Here is an 18,388-nt window from a genome sequence, read left to right as displayed (position 1 = left end):
GAATGCGCCCTTAGCTCAGCTGGATAGAGCAACGCCCTTCTAAGGCGTGGGTCAAAGGTTCGAATCCTTTAGGGCGTGCCATTTATTTCTTCGATCTATTTTTTTATTCTCTTTTATTAATTTCCTTTGCTATTTAAGCAAGCTACAATACGCCCCCAAATTTTATTAATATAAATCAGAAAGAGAATTATTATGCCCTTTGCTATTGGTCAGCGCTGGTTGAGTGAAAGTGAAAACGCTTTAGGATTAGGTATCATTACCGCATTAGATCAACGAACTGTCACGATTTATTTCCCTGCTGCGGATGAATCGCGTATATATGCTGCTGCACAAGCGCCTTTAAGCCGAATTGTATTTAGCAAAGGTGAAAGATTATCTCATCAAGCTGGTTGGCAAGGTGAGATTTTAGACGTTCAAAATATGAACGGTTTGCTATTTTATTTAGTTAAACATCCACAAGGTGAAGATGTCATTGTGCAAGAACGTGATATTTCACCGATTATTTCTTTTAGCCAAGCAAAAGATCGTCTGTTTTCAGCGCAAATTGATCGCAGCAGTCATTTTGCATTGCGTTATCGCACGCTTTGTTATCAGAAAGCACAATTTAAATCGCCATTGCGTGGTTTGCGCGGAACGCGTGCGGGTTTAATTCCTCATCAGCTTCATATTGCAGCTGAAGTCGGTAATCGAGTTAATCCTCGCGTGTTATTGGCGGATGAGGTTGGTTTAGGGAAAACCATTGAAGCAGGAATGATTTTGCAGAATCAGCTTTTTGCTGAGAAAGTGCAACGCGTTCTTATTATCGTGCCAGAAACGTTGCAACATCAATGGCTGGTGGAAATGCTTCGTCGTTTTAATTTGCATTTTTCACTTTTTGATGAAGAACGTTGCAACGATTTTGATCTTGATGCCGTTAATCCATTCACAACGGAAAGTTTAATTATCTGTTCGCTGAATTGGTTAGAAACTCATCCAAACCGAGTAGAGCAGGCGCTCAATGCTCAATTTGACTGTTTAATTGTGGATGAGGCGCATCATCTCGTATGGTCCGAAACTTCGCCAAGTGCTGCTTATTTATTAGTTGAACAGCTTGCTCGTATTATTCCATCCGTCTTGTTACTCACAGCAACCCCAGAACAACTTGGGCAAGAAAGTCATTTTGCTCGTTTGCGCTTACTGGATTCAGAACGTTTCTTTGATTATCAAACCTTTGTGAAAGAGCAGGAACGCTACCAACCGGTGGTTAATGCCGTTGAATCTTTGTTGGCAAATAAGGCATTAAGTGCGGTAGAAAAAAATCATATTTCTGATTTGTTGCTTGAACAAGATGTTGAGCCACTTTTTAACGCGATTGCATCAAATAATGATGAAGAACAGCATCGAGCCCGTCAGGAACTGATCCAAGCCTTAATTGATCGTCACGGCACGGGGCGAATGTTATTCCGCAATACACGTCAAGGCGTGAAAGGTTTTCCGCACCGTGTTTACCACCAAATTACACTCTCGGAAGAGAATGATAAAATTGATTGGCTGATTGATTTCCTCAAACTACATCGCGATGAAAAAATTTTTGTGATTTGTAAGACTGCGGCCACGGCGATTCAGTTAGAACAAATTTTACGTGAACGTGAGGCGATTCGCGCCGCAGTGTTCCACGAAAAAATGTCGATTATTGAACGGGATAGAGCCGCGGCGTATTTTTCGGATTTAGAAAACGGCGCACAGGTTTTACTGAGCTCGAGTATTGGCTCGGAAGGGCGTAATTTCCAATTTGCGGCAAATTTAGTGTTATTTGATTTACCGACCAATCCAGATTTATTGGAACAATGTATTGGCCGATTAGATCGTATTGGACAAAAACGTGATGTGCAAATTTATGTGCCTTGTGCGAAAGATTCGCCTCAAAGTCGTTTAGCTCGTTGGTACAATGAGGGACTCAATGCTTTTGAACAAACTTGTCCAATGGGAATGGCATTATTTGCCCAGTTTTCTGATGAGTTAGAAAAAGTGCGGTCAAATTCTACCGCACTTTCAGAGAATGAATTTTCTGAATTATTAAAACAAACTAAAACTGCGCGAGAAAAACTCAAGATTGAGTTAGAAAAAGGTCGGGATCGTTTATTAGAGCTAAATTCTCATGGCGGTGAGCAAGCACAAGCGTTAGCGGATCAAATTGCTGATGAAGATAATTCGCCAGAGCTTGTGAATTTTGCTTTAAAATTATTTGATATTATTGGCGTAGAGCAAGAAGATCTTGGCGCAAATAGTATTGTTATTAGCCCAACTGGGACAATGCTTGTGCCAGATTTTCCGGGTTTAAAAGAAGAAGGTGTGACGGTTACCTTTGATCGCGAACTTGCCCTTGCTCGCGAAGAAATGGAATTCTTGACTTGGGACCATCCTATGATTCGTCAAGGTCTTGATCTTGTTGCTTCGGGGGATATTGGCAAAGCTGCAATGGCATTGCTTGTAAATAAACAACTGCCAGCTGGAACCTTATTAATTGAATTGATTTACTTGGTGGAAAGCCAATCGCCAAAAGGATTACAGCTTAATCGCTTCTTGCCGCCAACGCCAATTCGTCTGCTGCTTGATAACAAAGGAAATAACATTGGAGGGCAAGTTGCTTTTGAAACATTGCATAGCAAATTGAAACCACTTGGTAAAAATATTGCTAATCAAATGGTGAAAATGGCACGGGCCAATATTGAAACCTTGATTACACGAGGCGATCAGCTCGTAAAATCTTTAGCTGAACCGATTATTTCTGAAGCTAAAAATCAAGCAGATCAACAATTAAGCGCAGAAATTAATCGTTTACAGGCTTTGCGAGCTGTGAATAAAAATATTCGCCAGAGCGAAATTGATATTTTAGAACAACAACGAACACAAGCACTGGACGAGCTTTCTAAAGCAAATTGGCGTTTGGATTGCTTGCGTGTCATTGTGACGAACAAGGAATAAAAATGGCACTGATTGAATACAATCCGCCTCTTGAACCTTATTTGGATATTATTTATCAAGATAATCATTTGTGCGTGGTGAACAAACCGAGCGGTTTGCTTTCCGTGCCTGGCAATCAACCACAATATTACGATAGCGCAATGAGTCGAGTAAAAGAAAAATTCGGCTTTTGTGAGCCTGCTCATCGTTTGGATATGGCAACGAGCGGTATTATTGTGTTTGCTTTAAGTAAGGCGGCAGATCGTGAATTAAAACGTCAATTTCGCGAACGTGAACCGAAAAAACATTATCAAGCGATTGTTTGGGGGCAATTGGAAAAAGATTATGGTGAGGTAAATTTGCCGATGATTTGTGATTGGGAAAATCGACCTCGCCAACGTTTGGATTTCGTTTTAGGAAAAAGAGCGGTCACAAAATTCGAAGTTTTAGCACGTTTGCCTAATAACAGTACTCGCGTGAAACTGACACCCGTGACAGGCCGATCTCATCAATTACGCTTGCATATGTTAGCATTGGGGCATCCAATTCTAGGCGATAAATTTTATTCTCATCCACAGGCTAAAGCTATGTCGCTAAGATTATGTTTGCACGCAGAAGAATTGACGATTACCCACCCTATTACAGGGGAAACAATGACCTTTAATGCGAAGTCCGATTTTTAAATTTGCGCAGAAGTACGAGATCACGAATGAAAAACTTTTTAGCCCAACAAGGAAAAATTACGCTAATTCTCACCGCACTTTGCGCGCTTATTTATATTGCTCAGCAGATGGGTTTTGAGGACGATATTATATATTTGATGCATTACCCCGCTTACGAAGAGCAAGATAGCGAAGCGTGGCGCTATATCTCACATACACTGGTACATTTATCTAATTTGCATATTTTGTTTAATCTGTCTTGGTTTTTTATTTTCGGTGGAATGATTGAGCGCACTTTTGGCTCGGTTAAATTATTGATGTTGTATGTTGTAGCATCTGCCATAACAGGCTATGTGCAAAATTATGTGTCCGGCCCTGCTTTCTTTGGACTTTCTGGGGTTGTATATGCTGTGTTGGGGTATGTATTTATATGCGATAAATTGAATCATCATTTATTTGATCTGCCAGAAGGTTTTTTCACAATGTTATTGGTGGGGATCGCATTAGGTTTTATTAGCCCCTTATTTGGTGTTGAAATGGGAAATGCAGCGCATATATCAGGCCTGGTTGTCGGCTTGATTTGGGGATTTATCGATAGCAAATTACGTAAAAATTCGCTAGAGTAGGTGTGTTCAATTTGGATAAAGGGTTTTCTATGAAGCAGTCGTTACGGCATCAACAAATTATTAAACTGGTGGAACAATCCGGCTATTTAAGCACGGAAGAATTGGTTGCTGCCTTAGATGTTAGCCCTCAAACGATTCGCCGTGATTTGAATATTTTGGCGGAGTTAGATTTAATTCGCCGCCATCACGGTGGTGCGGCATCGCCATCTTCTGCAGAAAATTCTGATTACGTGGATCGTAAGCAATTCTTTTCATTACAAAAAAATAATATTGCACAGGAAGTCGCAAAGTTGATTCCTAACGGCGCATCGTTGTTTATTGATATTGGTACGACGCCTGAGGCTGTCGCCAATGCCTTGCTTGGACACGAAAAACTCAGAATTGTGACGAACAATCTGAATGCCGCTCATCTTTTACGCCAAAATGAAAGTTTTGATATTGTCATGGCAGGCGGATCATTGCGAATGGATGGTGGCATTATTGGCGAAGCTACGGTGAATTTTATTTCTCAATTTCGCCTAGATTTTGGTATTTTAGGGATTAGCGCGATCGATGCAGATGGTTCACTATTGGATTATGATTACCACGAAGTACAAGTAAAACGAGCGATTATTGAAAGTTCACGTCAGACCTTATTGGTGACCGATCACTCTAAATTTACGCGCCAAGCGATTGTTCGATTGGGCGAATTAAGTGATGTAGAATATTTGTTTACGGATAAGGTCCCTAATAGTGTTACCGATTATTTACACGATAAGAAAACAAAATTAGTTTTATGTTAGTTTTATCAGATATGAAGAAAAACCCCGCTTAATTAGCAGGGTTTTTTATATGTAATTAATGTATTTTTTCTACTTGACTAAATTCAAGTTCAACAGGTGTTGCGCGACCAAAGATAGATACTGAGACTTTTAAGCGACCTTTTTCATAATCTACTTCTTCTACTGTTCCGTTAAAGTCTGCGAATGGACCTTCAGTGACTCGAACTTCTTCACCAGGGTGATACTCATTACGATGGCGTGGTTTATCTGAGCTTTGTTCTAATCGATTTAGAATAGCATCTGCTTCACGTTTAGAAATTGGCGCAGGTTTATCAGGTGTACCGCCAATGAATCCCATGACACGGGGCACACTTTTTACTAAGTGCCAAGTATCATCATTCATTTCCATTTCAACAAGGACATAGCCTGGGAAAAATTTACGTTCGCTTTTACGACGTTTACCTGCAACATTCTCAACGACTTCTTCAGTTGGAACTAACACTTCACCAAATTGGTCTTCCATTTGTTGCTGTTTAATGTATTCACGCAAAGTTAAAGCCACTCGGCTTTCAAAACCAGAAAACGCCTGTAATACATACCAACGTTTTTTTGATACAGTTGTTTCTTCAGTCATTTTAGAATCTCAAATCAGTTAAGAAATTAATTACTGTGACAATAATCGAATCTGTCGCCCAGAAAAATAAGGATGCAATGATTGTTACCCCAATTACGATTAATGTAGTTTGACGCGCTTCTTGGCGACTTGGCCATACCACTTTTTGCGCTTCTATTTTTGAATCTTTAAAGAATGTACGAGCTTTTGTACCTTGATTAGTAATTGCTGCAAATGCAAAAGCAATCACTAACGCAATGACTACACCCACTACACGAATAGGTAATGAATATACTTTTTGGAAATAAACATTACCAATTGCAGCTGCCGCAAAAAAGACTGCGACTAAAATCCAAAGAAGGGTATTTAATCCTTTAGATTTACCTTCTACCACCGTCTCTGGTGCATTTTTCTTTTTATCAACAATTTCAGTTGCCATAAATTGAATCCGTTATTTACTTAGGAAAATAAGAATAAAGTTATAAGAACGTGCGATTGTAGCATTTTCTTTTCGCCTTGCCTATTGAAAATCATCAAGCAAAATAGAAAACATAAGGAAAAACAACCGCACTTTTCTATTAAGAATTATATTCTAATTTTGGAGCAGTATTATCTACAATGGTACTTTCATCCACGACTACTTTACGTAAATTTTCGATAGATGGTAAATCATACATCGTATCAAGCAATACAGCCTCGACAATAGAACGTAAACCACGTGCGCCTGTTTTTCTTTCAAGCGCTTTCTTAGCCATTGCTTTTAAAGCTTCTGGAGTGAATTCTAACTCCACATTTTCAAGTCCAAATAAAGCTTGATATTGTTTAGTTAAGGCATTTTTAGGCTGTGTAAGAATTTGCACAAGGGCCTCTTCATCTAATTCGCTTAGTGGAGAAATCATGGGTAAACGCCCAATAAATTCCGGAATTAAACCGAACTTCATTAAATCATCTGGTTCTACTTGACGGAATAATTCAGAAAGAGACTTTTCTTCTTCATCCTTTTCTACTTTCGCACTAAAACCGATACTCGTACTTGTTTGTGTACGTTTACTGATAATTTTATCTAATCCCGCAAATGCGCCGCCGCAGATAAAGAGAATTTTTGACGTATCCAATTTCACCATTTCTTGCTGAGGATGTTTACGCCCGCCTTGAGGTGGAATAGAAGCTACGGTACCTTCAATGAGTTTTAACAACGCTTGTTGTACACCTTCACCTGATACATCTCGAGTAATTGATGCGCCTTCCGATTTACGGCTAATTTTATCAATTTCATCAATATAGATAATGCCTTGCTCCGCTTTTTCAGTATTATACTCACAGTTTTGTAAAAGCTTTTGTAGGACATTTTCTACATCTTCACCCACGTAGCCAGCCTCAGTCAATGTTGTCGCGTCAGCCATCGCAAACGGCACATTTAAGCGACGAGCTAATGTTTGAGCAAGCAATGTTTTACCACTACCAGTTGGTCCAATAAGCAAGATATTACTTTTACCGAGCTCAACATCGTTATTTTCATGATTAGTTCGTAAGCGTTTATAATGATTGTAAACTGCGACAGAAAGCACTTTTTTAGCATAATCTTGGCCAATAACATAATCATCTAGATGAGCGCGAATTTCGTGAGGAGTTGGTAATTTCTCCTCATTTTCTGCCGCACTTTCGTCTACACTTTCATCATTACTTTCTTCAAGCATTGAATGACAAAGTTCAATACACTCATTACAAATATAGCCGTCTGTACCAGCAATTAATTTATCTACTTCGCCTTTTTCTTTTCCACAAAAAGAGCAATGTAAATCTTTATCTTTGTCTGACATGTGTTTCCTTAACGTTTAATTAAAACTTCATCAACTAAACCATACGCTTTTGCTTCTTCAGCTGACATAAAGTTATCGCGATCTGTATCTTTCTCAATTCGTTCGATACTTTGCCCAGTATGGAATGCTAGACGATCGTTTAAGGTGTGTTTAATTTTCAAAATTTCTTGTGCATGAATTTGAATATCGGATGCTTGACCACGGAAACCGCCCAAAGGTTGGTGAATCATCACACGCGCATTTGGTAACGCTGCTCGTTTGCCAGCGGTTCCGCCAGCAAGCAAGAATGCGCCCATTGAGCATGCCTGACCAATACAAAGTGTACGAATATCTGGCTTAATAAATTGCATTGTGTCGTAAATAGCCATACCTGCAGTCACAGAACCACCGGGAGAATTGATATAGATATTGATATCTTTAGTGGGATCTTCAGACTCTAAAAAAAGCAGCTGAGCCACAATGAGATTTGCCATACGATCTTCCACTTCACCACTGAGGAAGATCACACGCTCTTTTAATAAACGGGAATAAATGTCGTATGAACGCTCGCCACGCGAAGTCTGTTCAACAACCATAGGAATTACACTCATTTTCTTACCTTTTTCTCTAAAATTGCTAATTATTTTACTCTAAATAACCTATAAATAAAAATGCGGTCGCTTTTGTTAAAAAGAGCGACCGCACTTTTATCCAATCATAACGATATTAATTAATCATTATGCTTGTGGATTCATAATTTCATCAAACGAAGAAACTTTTTCAGTAACTTGAGCTTTAGCAAGTACTGCATCCACCGCTTGTTCTTCTAATACTACGTTACGAATATTGTTCATTAATTCTTCGTTTTTACTATAGTATTCAACAACCTCAGCTGGTTGTTCGTAAGCTGATGCAATATCTGCAATCATTGCTTTAGCGCGTTCTTCATCAGCTTTTAATTCATTAGATTTAATCACTTCAGAGAATAATAAACCTACTTGAACGCGACGAGTTGCCTCCGCTTCAAATAATTCACGTGGTAACTGTGCAGCTTGCTGTGCATTACCGCCAAAACGTTGAGCTGCTTGATTGCGTAATATATTAATTTCTTCTTCTACAGCAGAAGCTGGAACTTCAATTGGATTCTGTTCAATTAAACCATTGATTACTTGTTGTTTAACACGTGAAACTAATGCATTTTTCAATTCACGTTCCATATTCTTACGAATTTCTACACGTAAATCCGCAACAGATTTAGTATTCGGGCCAAACTTAGCAACAAACTCATCTGTTAACTCAGGTAACACCATGTTTTCTACTTTTTTCAAGGTGATTGCAAATTTTGCCGCTTTACCTTTTAAGTTTTCTGCATGGTATTCAGCAGGGAAAGTTACATTAATATCAAATTGTTCACCTGCTTTATGGCCTACGATACCCTCTTCAAAACCAGGAATCATACGACCTTGTCCCATAAATAATACGAAGTCAGATGCTTTACCGCCTTCAAACTCTTCGCCATCTACAGAACCAACAAAATCAATAGTTACTCGATCATCTGCTTTTGCTGCAGAGTCAGTTTCTGCCCAAGTTGCTTGTTGTTTACGTAACACATCAACCATTTTATCAATATCAGCTTCTGTGATTTCAACAGTTGGTTTTTCAACTTTAATATTCTCTAAACCTTGTAATTTAACTTCTGGATAAACTTCAAAAGTTGCGGTGAAAACGAGATCTTTACCTTCTTCAAAAGTTTCAATACCAAAAGTTGGACGGCCTGCAATATTAATCTTTTCTGCAATCACAGCATCAAAAAAATGACGTGGTAATAAATCGTTTAATACATCTTGACGGATTGATGCACCGAAACGTTGTTCGATAATATGAGCAGGAACATGGCCTTTACGGAAGCCATCTACACGCACATTTTTTGATGCACGTTTAAATTCTTCACGAACTGCTTTAGATACAGTTTCAGCTGGAACGGTGATCGCTACACGGCGTTCTAAACCTTGAGTTGTTTCAATATTTAATGACATTTGTTACCTCAATTAATTTGCACTCGGTAAAAATCCACACCGAACACGTTTGTTAAATAAAATAAGACGCCTGATTATAGCGAAAGAAATCTAAGCAGTCGATATGAGACTGATGAAAAGTTGTATTTTAATGGTTTTTTTATACATATTTTTTACGTAATAATTTGATATTGAATTTATAAATCTGCTTGATTATTTCTAATGTGGTGAGTAGACTTGGAAAAGTTCAATATATTTTAAATATATTTATTTTTTAACTCTTAACAAAACAAGGAAAGCAAATGATGAAAAAAACACTTCTCGCTTTAACAGTAGCTGCATTGGCTGCAAGTTCTGCACAAGCTTACAAATTCCAAATTCAAGAAACTGGTACAGATATTGATTTCAATGGCTCTTTACGTGTGAAATGGGAAAGTACCTCTCATACCACAGATACTTATGGTAGTACACCTAGTCAGAAAAAAGATCATATTAATCATGCTGTTTCTAATAATGGTTCACGTTTTGGTTTCAAAGTGAAACAAAAATTAACTGATGATTTCTATGCTTTAGGTCGTGTTGAGTGGCGTTTACGTGGAGAAGCTGATTCTCAACATGATTTTGATCATCTGTATACGCGTATCCTTTATGCAGGTTTTGGTTATAAGCATGCGGAGAAACAATTTAGTGAATTAACTTATGGTAATATGCCAACTATCACTGATGAAGTAAAACGTACAGATTTAGCTAATACTTATAGCTTATCTGATGGTTTATTAGATAGTGCAGCTCGTCGTGCAACTCAATATACTTATACTTCAGAATATGGAAATGGTGATAAAGTAAGAGCAGGTATTTACTACGGTGGAGCTAGCAAACGTGGTGATACTAATCTAGATTTAAAAAATCCTCGTAAAAATGTTTGGGGTGTAGGTTCTATTTACGAGCACAAAATTAATGATATTCAAAGTGTAAGTTTTGGTGCAGGCTTTACGCGTGAAATTTCTGCGAATACAAATGCTAATAATTCATTTGCAACAAATGCTTATTCTTTAGGTGCATCTTATACATTTGTAAATACAACTTATGGTATTGATCTTGAACGTCAAGTTACTAACCATAAAGGTGGTTATGATAACAAAAATACCAAGAATGAAATTCGTACAATCGTTCTTCAAAAATTCAATAATCCATGGACTTATAATAATGATTTAAATGTATATGCGATGTATGCATATAAAACAGATAAGGATCATACTGGTTCTCGTACAGAAAAAACTAAAAATCAATTTATGGTGGGAACCGAGTACTACGTATATAAACAAGGTTCTATTAAGGTTAAACCATTTGTTGAATGGCAAGCAACACGAACCAAAACTCAAGAAAATGGTGTAGAAACTAGCAAAGCGCACGATTATAAAACTGTTGTAGGTTTACGTGCTTATTGGTAATCTAGGACTGTAATTGAGTGTGAGCGGGATATTGTAAAATATCCCGCTTTTATTTTATTGAATATTGACGAGAAAACCTAAGCTTGTAGAATCAATCATATTGGTAAATAAAGTGATCAGTTTATGGTAGAAACACTTTTTCAACGCATAAAGCATGAAGAGCTTTGCCCTCAATGTGGTTCGCCTTTGCAAATTAAACAAGGCAAAAAAGGGCTGTTTTTAGGTTGCTCTGCTTATCCTGAATGTGATTATTTGCGTCCTTTGCAACGATCGGAGCATAAAGTATTAAAAACACTTGATGAAATTTGCCCGAAGTGCGGTAATTTATTGCAGTTGAAACAAGGTAGTTTTGGGATGTTTATTGGTTGTAGCCATTATCCTGAATGCGATTTTGTGGTGCGAGAAGAATCTGAGTCTGAGGAAAAAATTGCTTGTCCTGAATGTAAAACGGGGCATTTGATTTCTCGTCGAGGTCACCAAGGAAAAATTTTTTACGGCTGTGATAATTTTCCTAAATGTAAATTTTCTTTGCCTACCAAGCCTTATTCCGTGCCTTGTCCAACCTGTCATTTCCCACTTTCTTTGTTAAAAGGCGAAGATGGGGAAAAACAAATTTTCCAGTGTGCAAATAAAACTTGCCGTCATATTTTTGAGCAATAAAAGTAAAAGAGTGAAATGAATAGAGAACAAATCGCCGAGGCCCTTCGACAAAATCAAGTGGTCGCTTATCCCACTGAAGCTGTGTTTGGCTTGGGCTGTAATCCGCAAAGTGAAAGTGCGGTAAAAAAATTACTTGATTTGAAGCAACGTCCAGTGGAAAAAGGCTTGATTTTAGTGGCACCGAGCTTGGATTTTTTCCGTCTTTTTATCGATTTTGAGCTGATTAACGATGAGCAGCTTTCTCGCCTGCAAGGCAAATATGAACGTCCAACAACTTGGATTGTGCCAGCTAAATCGACCACCCCGCACTTTCTCACAGGCAAATTTGATAGCATTGCGGTACGTTTGTGCGATCATCCTGCTGTGAAAGCCTTATGTGAAATCACAGGGTTTGCATTAACTTCGACTAGCGCAAATCTGACAGGTGAGCCACCTTGTCGCACTGCCGATGAAGTGTGGTCACAATTCGGTGCTGATTTTCCTGTATTAGATGAAACTGTGGGCGGCGCACTCAATCCATCCGAAATTCGAGACTTGCGCACAAATCAACTTTTTAGACAGGGATAATTTATGGATCTTTATGCTGTGTGGGGGAATCCGATTGCGCAAAGTAAATCGCCATTAATTCAAAGTCAGTTAGCAGCGCAAACGCATCAAACCATGGAATACATTGCAAAATTAGGTGATCTTGATGTTTTTGAACAACAGCTTTTGGCATTTTTTGAGGATGGTGCGAAAGGTTGCAATATTACTTCGCCTTTTAAAGAACGAGCTTATCAGCTGGCAGACGAATATAGCCAACGAGCAAAATTGGCGGAAGCCTGTAATACGCTAAAAAAACTCGATGATGGAAAACTTTATGCGGATAACACTGATGGGATTGGCTTAGTGACGGATTTGGAGCGTTTAAATTGGCTTCGTCCAAATCAGCGCGTATTAATCTTGGGGGCGGGCGGAGCAACAAAAGGCGTATTATTGCCACTTTTACAAGCTCAACAAAACATTGTTCTTGCTAACCGCACTTTTTCGAAAGCCAAAGAATTAGCCGAAAGATTTCAGCCTTACGGCGATATTCAAGCCGCCTCAATGGATTCTATTCCACTACAAACTTATGATGTAGTGATTAATGCAACTTCAGCTGGATTAAGTGGTGGAACTGCTCCAGTTGATACTGAAATTTTAAAATTAGGCTCAGCTTTTTACGATATGCAATATGCCAAAGGCGCAGACACGCCATTTATTGCATTATGCAAAAGTTTGGGTTTAACCAACGTTAGCGATGGCTTGGGAATGTTGGTCGCGCAAGCAGCACATTCTTTCCATTTATGGCGAGGCGTAATGCCAGATTTTGTGGCGGTTTATGAGCAGCTTAAAAAGGAGATGTTATGATTACTCGATGCCCTTGGGTTGGCGAACAACCTATTTATGTTGATTATCATGACAAAGAATGGGGAAAGCCTGAATTCGACAGTCAAAAGCTATTTGAAAAAATTTGTTTGGAAGGGCAACAAGCGGGACTTTCGTGGATTACGGTTTTGAAAAAACGTGAATCTTACCGTGTAGCCTTTCATCAATTTGATCCGAAAAAAATCGCAAAAATGACTGCACTTGATATTGATGCTTGTATGCAAAATACAGGATTAATTCGCCATCGAGCCAAATTAGAGGCTATTGTCAAAAATGCTAAAGCTTATTTAGAGATGGAAAAGTGCGGTGAAAATTTCAGTGATTTTATTTGGTCATTTGTAAATCATAAACCGATTGTGAATGATGTGCCTGATTTGCGATCTGTGCCAGCTAAAACAGAAGCATCTAAAGCTCTTTCTAAAGCCTTAAAAAAACGTGGTTTCGTCTTTGTTGGCGAAACCACGTGCTATGCGTTTATGCAATCTATGGGATTGGTGAACGATCATTTAAATGATTGTCCTTGCAAAACTCGCTAGTGTTTATGCTGATCACGCTCCCATAAATCGGCGTATTTTACAAAGGTTGAATGCGCCGATAACACCGCTAATAAAAATCCTTGTTTGCCATCTAAAAAACCCGCTTTTAACAAATACATCTTCACAAAACAACCGAGCGCATGCGTGATTCCTTGCCAAAGTGTCGCTTTTTTTTCTTTTGCTTGGCGTTGGTCTGCCCAGGCTTTTGCATAACCTGCGGATTTTACTAAATAATGATGGATGCTTTTATAAGTAAAATGCTCTAAATCACCTGTCAATTTTTCTACTTTTGTCCCAGCTGGAAATTCCACTTTTTCATGTACAAGTGAGTCGTTATATTGCGCATAATTTGTGCGATAGAGACGAACCACATAATCGGGATACCAGCCTGAATGGCGAATTTCACGCCCAAAGACTTCACTAACTCGTGGAATTTCGTAAACGGTATTTTCTCGATCATTTTTAACCGCACTTAAGATAGCCTGTTGTAGTTTGGGGGTAACGCGTTCGTCTGCATCTAACCAGAGTACATAATCACTGGTTACATATTGTTGGGCTAATTGGCGTTGTTTACCAAAGCCTGGCCAGTCGTTATTTTCATAGAATTTCGCCCCATAACTGAGCGCAATTTCTTTAGTGTTATCTGTGCTGCCTGAATCTAGAATGATAATCTCATCCACCCAATCTTTTACGGTGTCTAAGCAATTGGCGAGGTCTTGTGCTTCATTTTTTACAATCATCGCAACGCTAATTGTAGGCATATTTTCAGTCCTTTTTTTGCTATACTAGCCGAAATTTTTTCAAGTATAACCGAATTTCATTTATGTGGCGTTTTTTTTATACGAGCTTGATGTATCTGATTCAACCGTTAGTGCTGCTCTTTATGTGGCTACGCGGATTTAAGGCACCGAATTACCGAAAAAGGCTTGGTGAGCGTTATGGTTTTTATGTCTCACTGACACCGCCCAAGGCTGGTGGTATCGTTATTCATGCGGCATCAGTGGGTGAGGTTATTGCTGCTACGCCACTCGTGCAAAAACTCCAACAAAATTACCCGCACTTACCTATTACTTTCACTACGGTCACCCCTACGGGTTCAGATCGTGTCAAAGCGGCTTTTGGCGATAGCGTTTTCCATTGTTATTTGCCTTACGATATACCTTGTGCCATTAATCGTTTTATTGACTTTGTTCAACCAAAACTTTGTATTGTGATTGAAACCGAACTTTGGCCAAATTTAATTCAACAATTTTATCGCCGTGACATCCCTTTTGTGGTGGCAAATGCACGCTTGTCTGCTCGTTCCGCGCGCCGTTATGGAAAAATTAAACCGCGTTTGCAAAATATGTTTTCACAAATTGATTTAATTGCACCTCAAGACAAAATTAGTAGCAATCGTTATTTGGATTTAGGTTATCGCAAAGATAAATTGAAGGTGACGGGTAATATTAAATATGATCTTTCCATTACAGATGAGTTACGTGAAAAAATAGATGCTTTACGAACACTTTGGGTAAAAAATCGTCCGATTTGGATTGCGGCGAGTACCCATGAAGGCGAAGAGCAAATTATATTACAAGCACATCGCCAATTATTGGAAAAATACCCAAATTTATTGTTATTGCTCGTTCCGCGCCATCCAGAGCGTTTTAATGTCGTGGCTGATTTACTCAAAAAGGAAAAATTCCAATTTATTCGCCGTTCGACAAATGAGTTACCAAATGAAAACACCCAAGTGATTTTAGGCGATAGCATGGGTGAATTGATGTTGATGTATGGCGTTTCTGATATTGCTTTTGTGGGGGGAAGCCTTGTGAAACATGGTGGACACAATCCGCTGGAACCTCTAGCATTCAAAATGCCGGTGATTACCGGCAAGCATACTTTCAATTTCCCCGAGATATTTCGAATGTTGGTGGAAGTACAAGGTGTGTTGGAAGTTAATTCAACCGCAGATGCTTTGGAACGTGCGGTTGAAGCCTTATTAAATTCAAAAGAGGCAAGCGAACGTTTAGGCAATGCTGGCTATGAAGTGCTGATGGAAAACCGTGGCGCATTACAGCGTTTGTTAGATTTATTAAAACCTTATTTGGAGCGCAATGTATGACGAGTGTGATTTATCCCGGTACATTTGATCCGATTACGAACGGTCATTTAGACATTATTGAAAGAAGTGCGGTGATTTTTCCTCGTGTTTTAGTGGCGGTGGCGAATAGCCCAAGTAAAAAGCCATTATTTTCTTTGGATGAACGCGTAGAACTTGTGCGTCAATCTGTGGCGCATTTATCCAATGTTGAGGTGTTTGGCTTTTCTGATTTGTTGGCCAATGTGATTAAGCAGCACAATATTTCTGCCATTATTCGCGGCGTACGCACGACAACAGATTTTGAATATGAACTTCAATTGGCTGCCCTTAATCGTTTACTCACAAAAGGCGTAGATAGTTTGTTTTTCCCTCCAGCAGAAAAATGGGCGTTTGTTTCTTCCACCATTGTGCGTGAAATTTATTTACATGGCGGTGATGTCGCTGAGCTAGTTCCTGTGCCTGTGTTCAATGCGTTAAAATCACGATGATAAAAATCTTTATCTTTTTAACCGTACTTATCGCTTTATCTGGTTGTGGTTCTGTGGTCAAACTTATCGATCCAACAGAAAAATATACCGCCTATGCAGGGGCTGCTTATGATCTTGAAATGGCCCAACAATGGGGATTGCCAATCTTAGATTTGCCCCTCTCATTTTTATTAGACACCGTATTACTGCCCTATGCGTGGGCTCAATAATTCTTATGAAACTCAATCCTCAACAACAACAAGCCGTTGAATATGTGACAGGCCCTTGTCTTGTGCTTGCTGGCGCAGGCTCTGGCAAAACTCGTGTCATTATTAATAAAATTGCTCATTTAATTGAAAAGTGCGGTTATTCTCCGAAACAAATTGCGGCTGTTACTTTTACTAACAAAGCGGCACGAGAGATGAAAGAGCGTGTGGCTCATTCCATTGGCAAAGAGCAATCTAAGGGCTTGCTTGTTTCCACTTTTCATACGCTCGGTTTTGACATTATTAAGCGTGAATATAAAGCGTTGGGCTTTAAATCAAATATGACTTTGTTTGATGAACATGATCAATTTGCGTTGTTAAAAGAGCTAACCGCTGATGTGTTAAAAGAAGATAAGGATTTATTGCGTGAGTTAATTTCCGTGATTTCTAATTGGAAGAACGATTTGATTTCGCCAAAACAGGCGTTTGCGTTGGCGCGTGATGCAAAATATCAAACTTTCGCAAAATGTTATGAGCGTTACGCCACACAAATTCGAGCTTACAATGCCCTTGATTTTGATGATTTGATTATGCTTCCAACATTATTGTTCAAGCAAAATGAAGAAGTGCGGTCAAAATGGCAGGCAAAAATTCGTTATTTGTTGGTGGATGAATATCAAGACACCAACACCAGCCAGTATGAGCTGATTAAACTTTTAGTGGGTGATCGTGCTTGTTTCACTGTGGTGGGCGATGATGACCAATCTATTTATTCGTGGCGTGGCGCACGACCAGAAAATATTGTGCGTTTACGCGATGATTTCCCTCGTTTGAACGTGATTAAGCTAGAGCAAAATTACCGCTCAACCCAGCGTATTTTGCATTGTGCCAATATCTTGATTGATAACAATGAGCACGTGTTTGATAAGAAACTTTTTTCAACTATTGGAGAAGGGGAGAAATTGCTTGTTATCGAAGCAAAAAATGAAGAACACGAAGCAGAGCGGATTGTCGCCGAGCTGATCGCCCATCGTTTTAGCCGTAAAACCAAATATAAAGATTATGCGATTTTGTATCGAGGCAATCATCAATCCCGATTACTCGAAAAAGTACTAATGCAAAACCGCATTCCTTACAAAATTTCGGGCGGTACTTCTTTTTTCTCTCGTGCAGAAATCAAAGATATGATGGCGTATTTGCGATTGGTGGTAAATCAAGATGATGACGCCGCATTCCTGCGTATTGTGAATACACCGAAACGTGAAATTGGCACTGCAACGTTACAAAAACTTGGTGAGTTGGCTCAAGAAAAGCACATCAGTTTGTTTGACGCTATTTTTGAGTTTGAGCTTATTCAACGCATCACACCAAAAGCCTATGATTCATTGCAAAAATTTGGCCGTTGGATTGTAGAACTTAATGATGAAATTCAACGTTCTGAACCTGAACGGGCGGTACGTTCTATGTTATCCGCAATTCATTATGAAGAATATTTGTACGAATACGCGACAAGCCCTAAAGCCGCAGAAATGCAAAGTAAGAATGTCGCTACGCTATTTGACTGGGTTGCGGATATGTTAAAAGGCGATAAAACCAATGAACCGATGAACCTTAATCAAGTGGTAACCCGCCTAACATTACGCGATATGTTGGAGAGAGGCGAAGATGATGATGACAGCGATCAAGTTCAACTGATGACATTACATGCATCTAAAGGATTGGAATTTCCTTATGTTTATTTGATTGGTATGGAAGAGGGCATTTTGCCCCACCAAACAAGTATTGATGAAGACAACGTGGAAGAAGAACGCCGCTTGGCTTATGTGGGGATCACAAGAGCGCAAAAAGAACTTACCTTTTCCTTGTGTCGAGAACGCCGTCAATATGGTGAATTAGTTCGCCCAGAACCGAGCCGATTTTTAGCTGAGTTACCCAATGACGATGTGCTGTGGGAACGCGATAAACCAAAACTAACCACTGAGCAAAAACAAGAAAAAACACAAAACCAACTTGATCGATTAAGGGCGATTTTGAAAGGAGGCTAGAAAATCTGGCTTGGAATGAAAAGACAAGAGTAGGACATAATCTGCACCTCAAATTAGGTGTCCAGGTTTTGGGATGCAGATCACTTTCGCATAAAAAAGGCCGTCTGAAAT

At 39.2% G+C, this 18,388-nt stretch carries 19 protein-coding genes and 1 tRNA gene; 14 read left to right on the top strand and 6 right to left on the bottom strand.

Annotation, left to right across the window (positions count from 1 at the left end; all coding sequences use genetic code 11):
• Positions 1 to 4 precede the first annotated feature (4 nt).
• The 5 genes from KP710_RS07275 (at position 5) to KP710_RS07255 (ending at position 5,013) form a co-directional block, all read left to right on the top strand.
• Positions 5 to 81 (top strand) — tRNA-Arg (locus tag KP710_RS07275).
• Between the two features lie 111 nt (positions 82 to 192).
• Positions 193 to 2,964, top strand: a complete 2,772-nt coding sequence (rapA, locus tag KP710_RS07270; RefSeq protein ID WP_111407800.1) for an RNA polymerase-associated protein RapA — start codon at positions 193 to 195, stop codon at positions 2,962 to 2,964.
• Between the two features lie 2 nt (positions 2,965 to 2,966).
• The gene (gene rluA, locus KP710_RS07265; RefSeq protein WP_111407799.1) at positions 2,967 to 3,626 is read left to right on the top strand and encodes a bifunctional tRNA pseudouridine(32) synthase/23S rRNA pseudouridine(746) synthase RluA; all 660 of its coding nucleotides are present in this window, start codon (positions 2,967 to 2,969) and stop codon (positions 3,624 to 3,626) included.
• 26 nt (positions 3,627 to 3,652) lie between these two features.
• On the top strand, positions 3,653 to 4,231 hold the full coding sequence (locus KP710_RS07260) for a rhomboid family intramembrane serine protease (protein ID WP_111407798.1): 579 nt from the start codon (positions 3,653 to 3,655) through the stop codon (positions 4,229 to 4,231).
• Between the two features lie 29 nt (positions 4,232 to 4,260).
• The gene (locus tag KP710_RS07255; RefSeq protein WP_048953310.1) at positions 4,261 to 5,013 is read left to right on the top strand and encodes a DeoR/GlpR family transcriptional regulator; all 753 of its coding nucleotides are present in this window, start codon (positions 4,261 to 4,263) and stop codon (positions 5,011 to 5,013) included.
• Between the two features lie 55 nt (positions 5,014 to 5,068).
• On the opposite strand, the gene nusG is transcribed toward KP710_RS07255, so the two are convergent.
• The 5 genes from nusG to tig form a co-directional block, all read right to left on the bottom strand.
• Positions 5,069 to 5,626, bottom strand: a complete 558-nt coding sequence (gene nusG, locus KP710_RS07250; RefSeq protein WP_048953309.1) for a transcription termination/antitermination protein NusG — start codon at positions 5,624 to 5,626, stop codon at positions 5,069 to 5,071.
• Between the two features lies 1 nt (position 5,627).
• Positions 5,628 to 6,044, bottom strand: a complete 417-nt coding sequence (secE, locus tag KP710_RS07245; RefSeq protein WP_009500265.1) for a preprotein translocase subunit SecE — start codon at positions 6,042 to 6,044, stop codon at positions 5,628 to 5,630.
• Between the two features lie 139 nt (positions 6,045 to 6,183).
• A complete protein-coding gene (clpX, locus tag KP710_RS07240; RefSeq protein WP_111696257.1) occupies positions 6,184 to 7,425 on the bottom strand; it encodes an ATP-dependent protease ATP-binding subunit ClpX in 1,242 nt (413 codons plus the stop codon).
• Between the two features lie 8 nt (positions 7,426 to 7,433).
• Positions 7,434 to 8,045, bottom strand: coding sequence for an ATP-dependent Clp endopeptidase proteolytic subunit ClpP (gene clpP, locus KP710_RS07235; protein WP_258182720.1), 612 nt, complete (start codon positions 8,043 to 8,045; stop codon positions 7,434 to 7,436).
• Between the two features lie 96 nt (positions 8,046 to 8,141).
• Complete coding sequence (gene tig / locus KP710_RS07230; RefSeq protein ID WP_215771037.1) at positions 8,142 to 9,440, bottom strand: trigger factor; 1,299 nt, start codon at positions 9,438 to 9,440, stop codon at positions 8,142 to 8,144.
• Positions 9,441 to 9,724: 284 nt separating this feature from the next.
• On the opposite strand from tig, the gene KP710_RS07225 reads away from it, so the two are divergent.
• From KP710_RS07225 to KP710_RS07205, 5 genes are all read left to right on the top strand, one after another.
• Complete coding sequence (locus KP710_RS07225; protein WP_111407854.1) at positions 9,725 to 10,870, top strand: porin; 1,146 nt, start codon at positions 9,725 to 9,727, stop codon at positions 10,868 to 10,870.
• A gap of 123 nt (positions 10,871 to 10,993) precedes the next feature.
• Entirely contained in the window at positions 10,994 to 11,530 is a 537-nt protein-coding gene (locus tag KP710_RS07220; RefSeq protein WP_111407795.1) for a DNA topoisomerase family protein, read from the top strand.
• 15 nt (positions 11,531 to 11,545) lie between these two features.
• On the top strand, positions 11,546 to 12,097 hold the full coding sequence (gene tsaC / locus KP710_RS07215; RefSeq protein ID WP_111407794.1) for an L-threonylcarbamoyladenylate synthase type 1 TsaC: 552 nt from the start codon (positions 11,546 to 11,548) through the stop codon (positions 12,095 to 12,097).
• A 3-nt stretch (positions 12,098 to 12,100) separates the two neighbouring features.
• Positions 12,101 to 12,919 carry a shikimate dehydrogenase gene (gene aroE / locus KP710_RS07210; protein ID WP_111407793.1) on the top strand — a complete coding sequence of 273 codons (819 nt, stop codon included), beginning with the start codon at positions 12,101 to 12,103 and terminating at the stop codon, positions 12,917 to 12,919.
• Positions 12,916 to 13,473 carry a DNA-3-methyladenine glycosylase I gene (locus KP710_RS07205; RefSeq protein WP_111407792.1) on the top strand — a complete coding sequence of 186 codons (558 nt, stop codon included), beginning with the start codon at positions 12,916 to 12,918 and terminating at the stop codon, positions 13,471 to 13,473. The genes aroE and KP710_RS07205 overlap by 4 nt, the downstream gene beginning before the upstream one ends.
• Here the strand turns inward: KP710_RS07205 and KP710_RS07200 are convergent.
• Complete coding sequence (locus KP710_RS07200) at positions 13,470 to 14,234, bottom strand: glycosyltransferase family 2 protein (protein ID WP_111407791.1); 765 nt, start codon at positions 14,232 to 14,234, stop codon at positions 13,470 to 13,472. The genes KP710_RS07205 and KP710_RS07200 overlap by 4 nt on opposite strands.
• Positions 14,235 to 14,296: 62 nt before the next feature.
• On the opposite strand from KP710_RS07200, the gene waaA reads away from it, so the two are divergent.
• From waaA to rep, 4 genes are read left to right on the top strand one after another with little or no spacing between them, the layout of a single operon-like run.
• Positions 14,297 to 15,580 (top strand): lipid IV(A) 3-deoxy-D-manno-octulosonic acid transferase, encoded by a 1,284-nt coding sequence (waaA, locus tag KP710_RS07195; protein ID WP_111407790.1) that lies wholly within the window; start codon positions 14,297 to 14,299, stop codon positions 15,578 to 15,580.
• Complete coding sequence (gene coaD, locus KP710_RS07190) at positions 15,577 to 16,047, top strand: pantetheine-phosphate adenylyltransferase (RefSeq protein ID WP_111407789.1); 471 nt, start codon at positions 15,577 to 15,579, stop codon at positions 16,045 to 16,047. The genes waaA and coaD overlap by 4 nt, the downstream gene beginning before the upstream one ends.
• Positions 16,044 to 16,256 carry a YceK/YidQ family lipoprotein gene (locus KP710_RS07185; protein WP_111407788.1) on the top strand — a complete coding sequence of 71 codons (213 nt, stop codon included), beginning with the start codon at positions 16,044 to 16,046 and terminating at the stop codon, positions 16,254 to 16,256. The genes coaD and KP710_RS07185 overlap by 4 nt, the downstream gene beginning before the upstream one ends.
• A 5-nt stretch (positions 16,257 to 16,261) precedes the next feature.
• On the top strand, positions 16,262 to 18,277 hold the full coding sequence (gene rep, locus KP710_RS07180) for a DNA helicase Rep (protein ID WP_111407787.1): 2,016 nt from the start codon (positions 16,262 to 16,264) through the stop codon (positions 18,275 to 18,277).
• The last annotated feature ends 111 nt before the right edge of the window (positions 18,278 to 18,388 follow it).

Source organism: Haemophilus sp. SZY H35, assembly GCF_018829705.1.
Taxonomy (GTDB): domain Bacteria; phylum Pseudomonadota; class Gammaproteobacteria; order Enterobacterales; family Pasteurellaceae; genus Haemophilus; species Haemophilus haemolyticus_K.
This window is presented reverse-complemented; position numbering and strand designations above follow the sequence as displayed.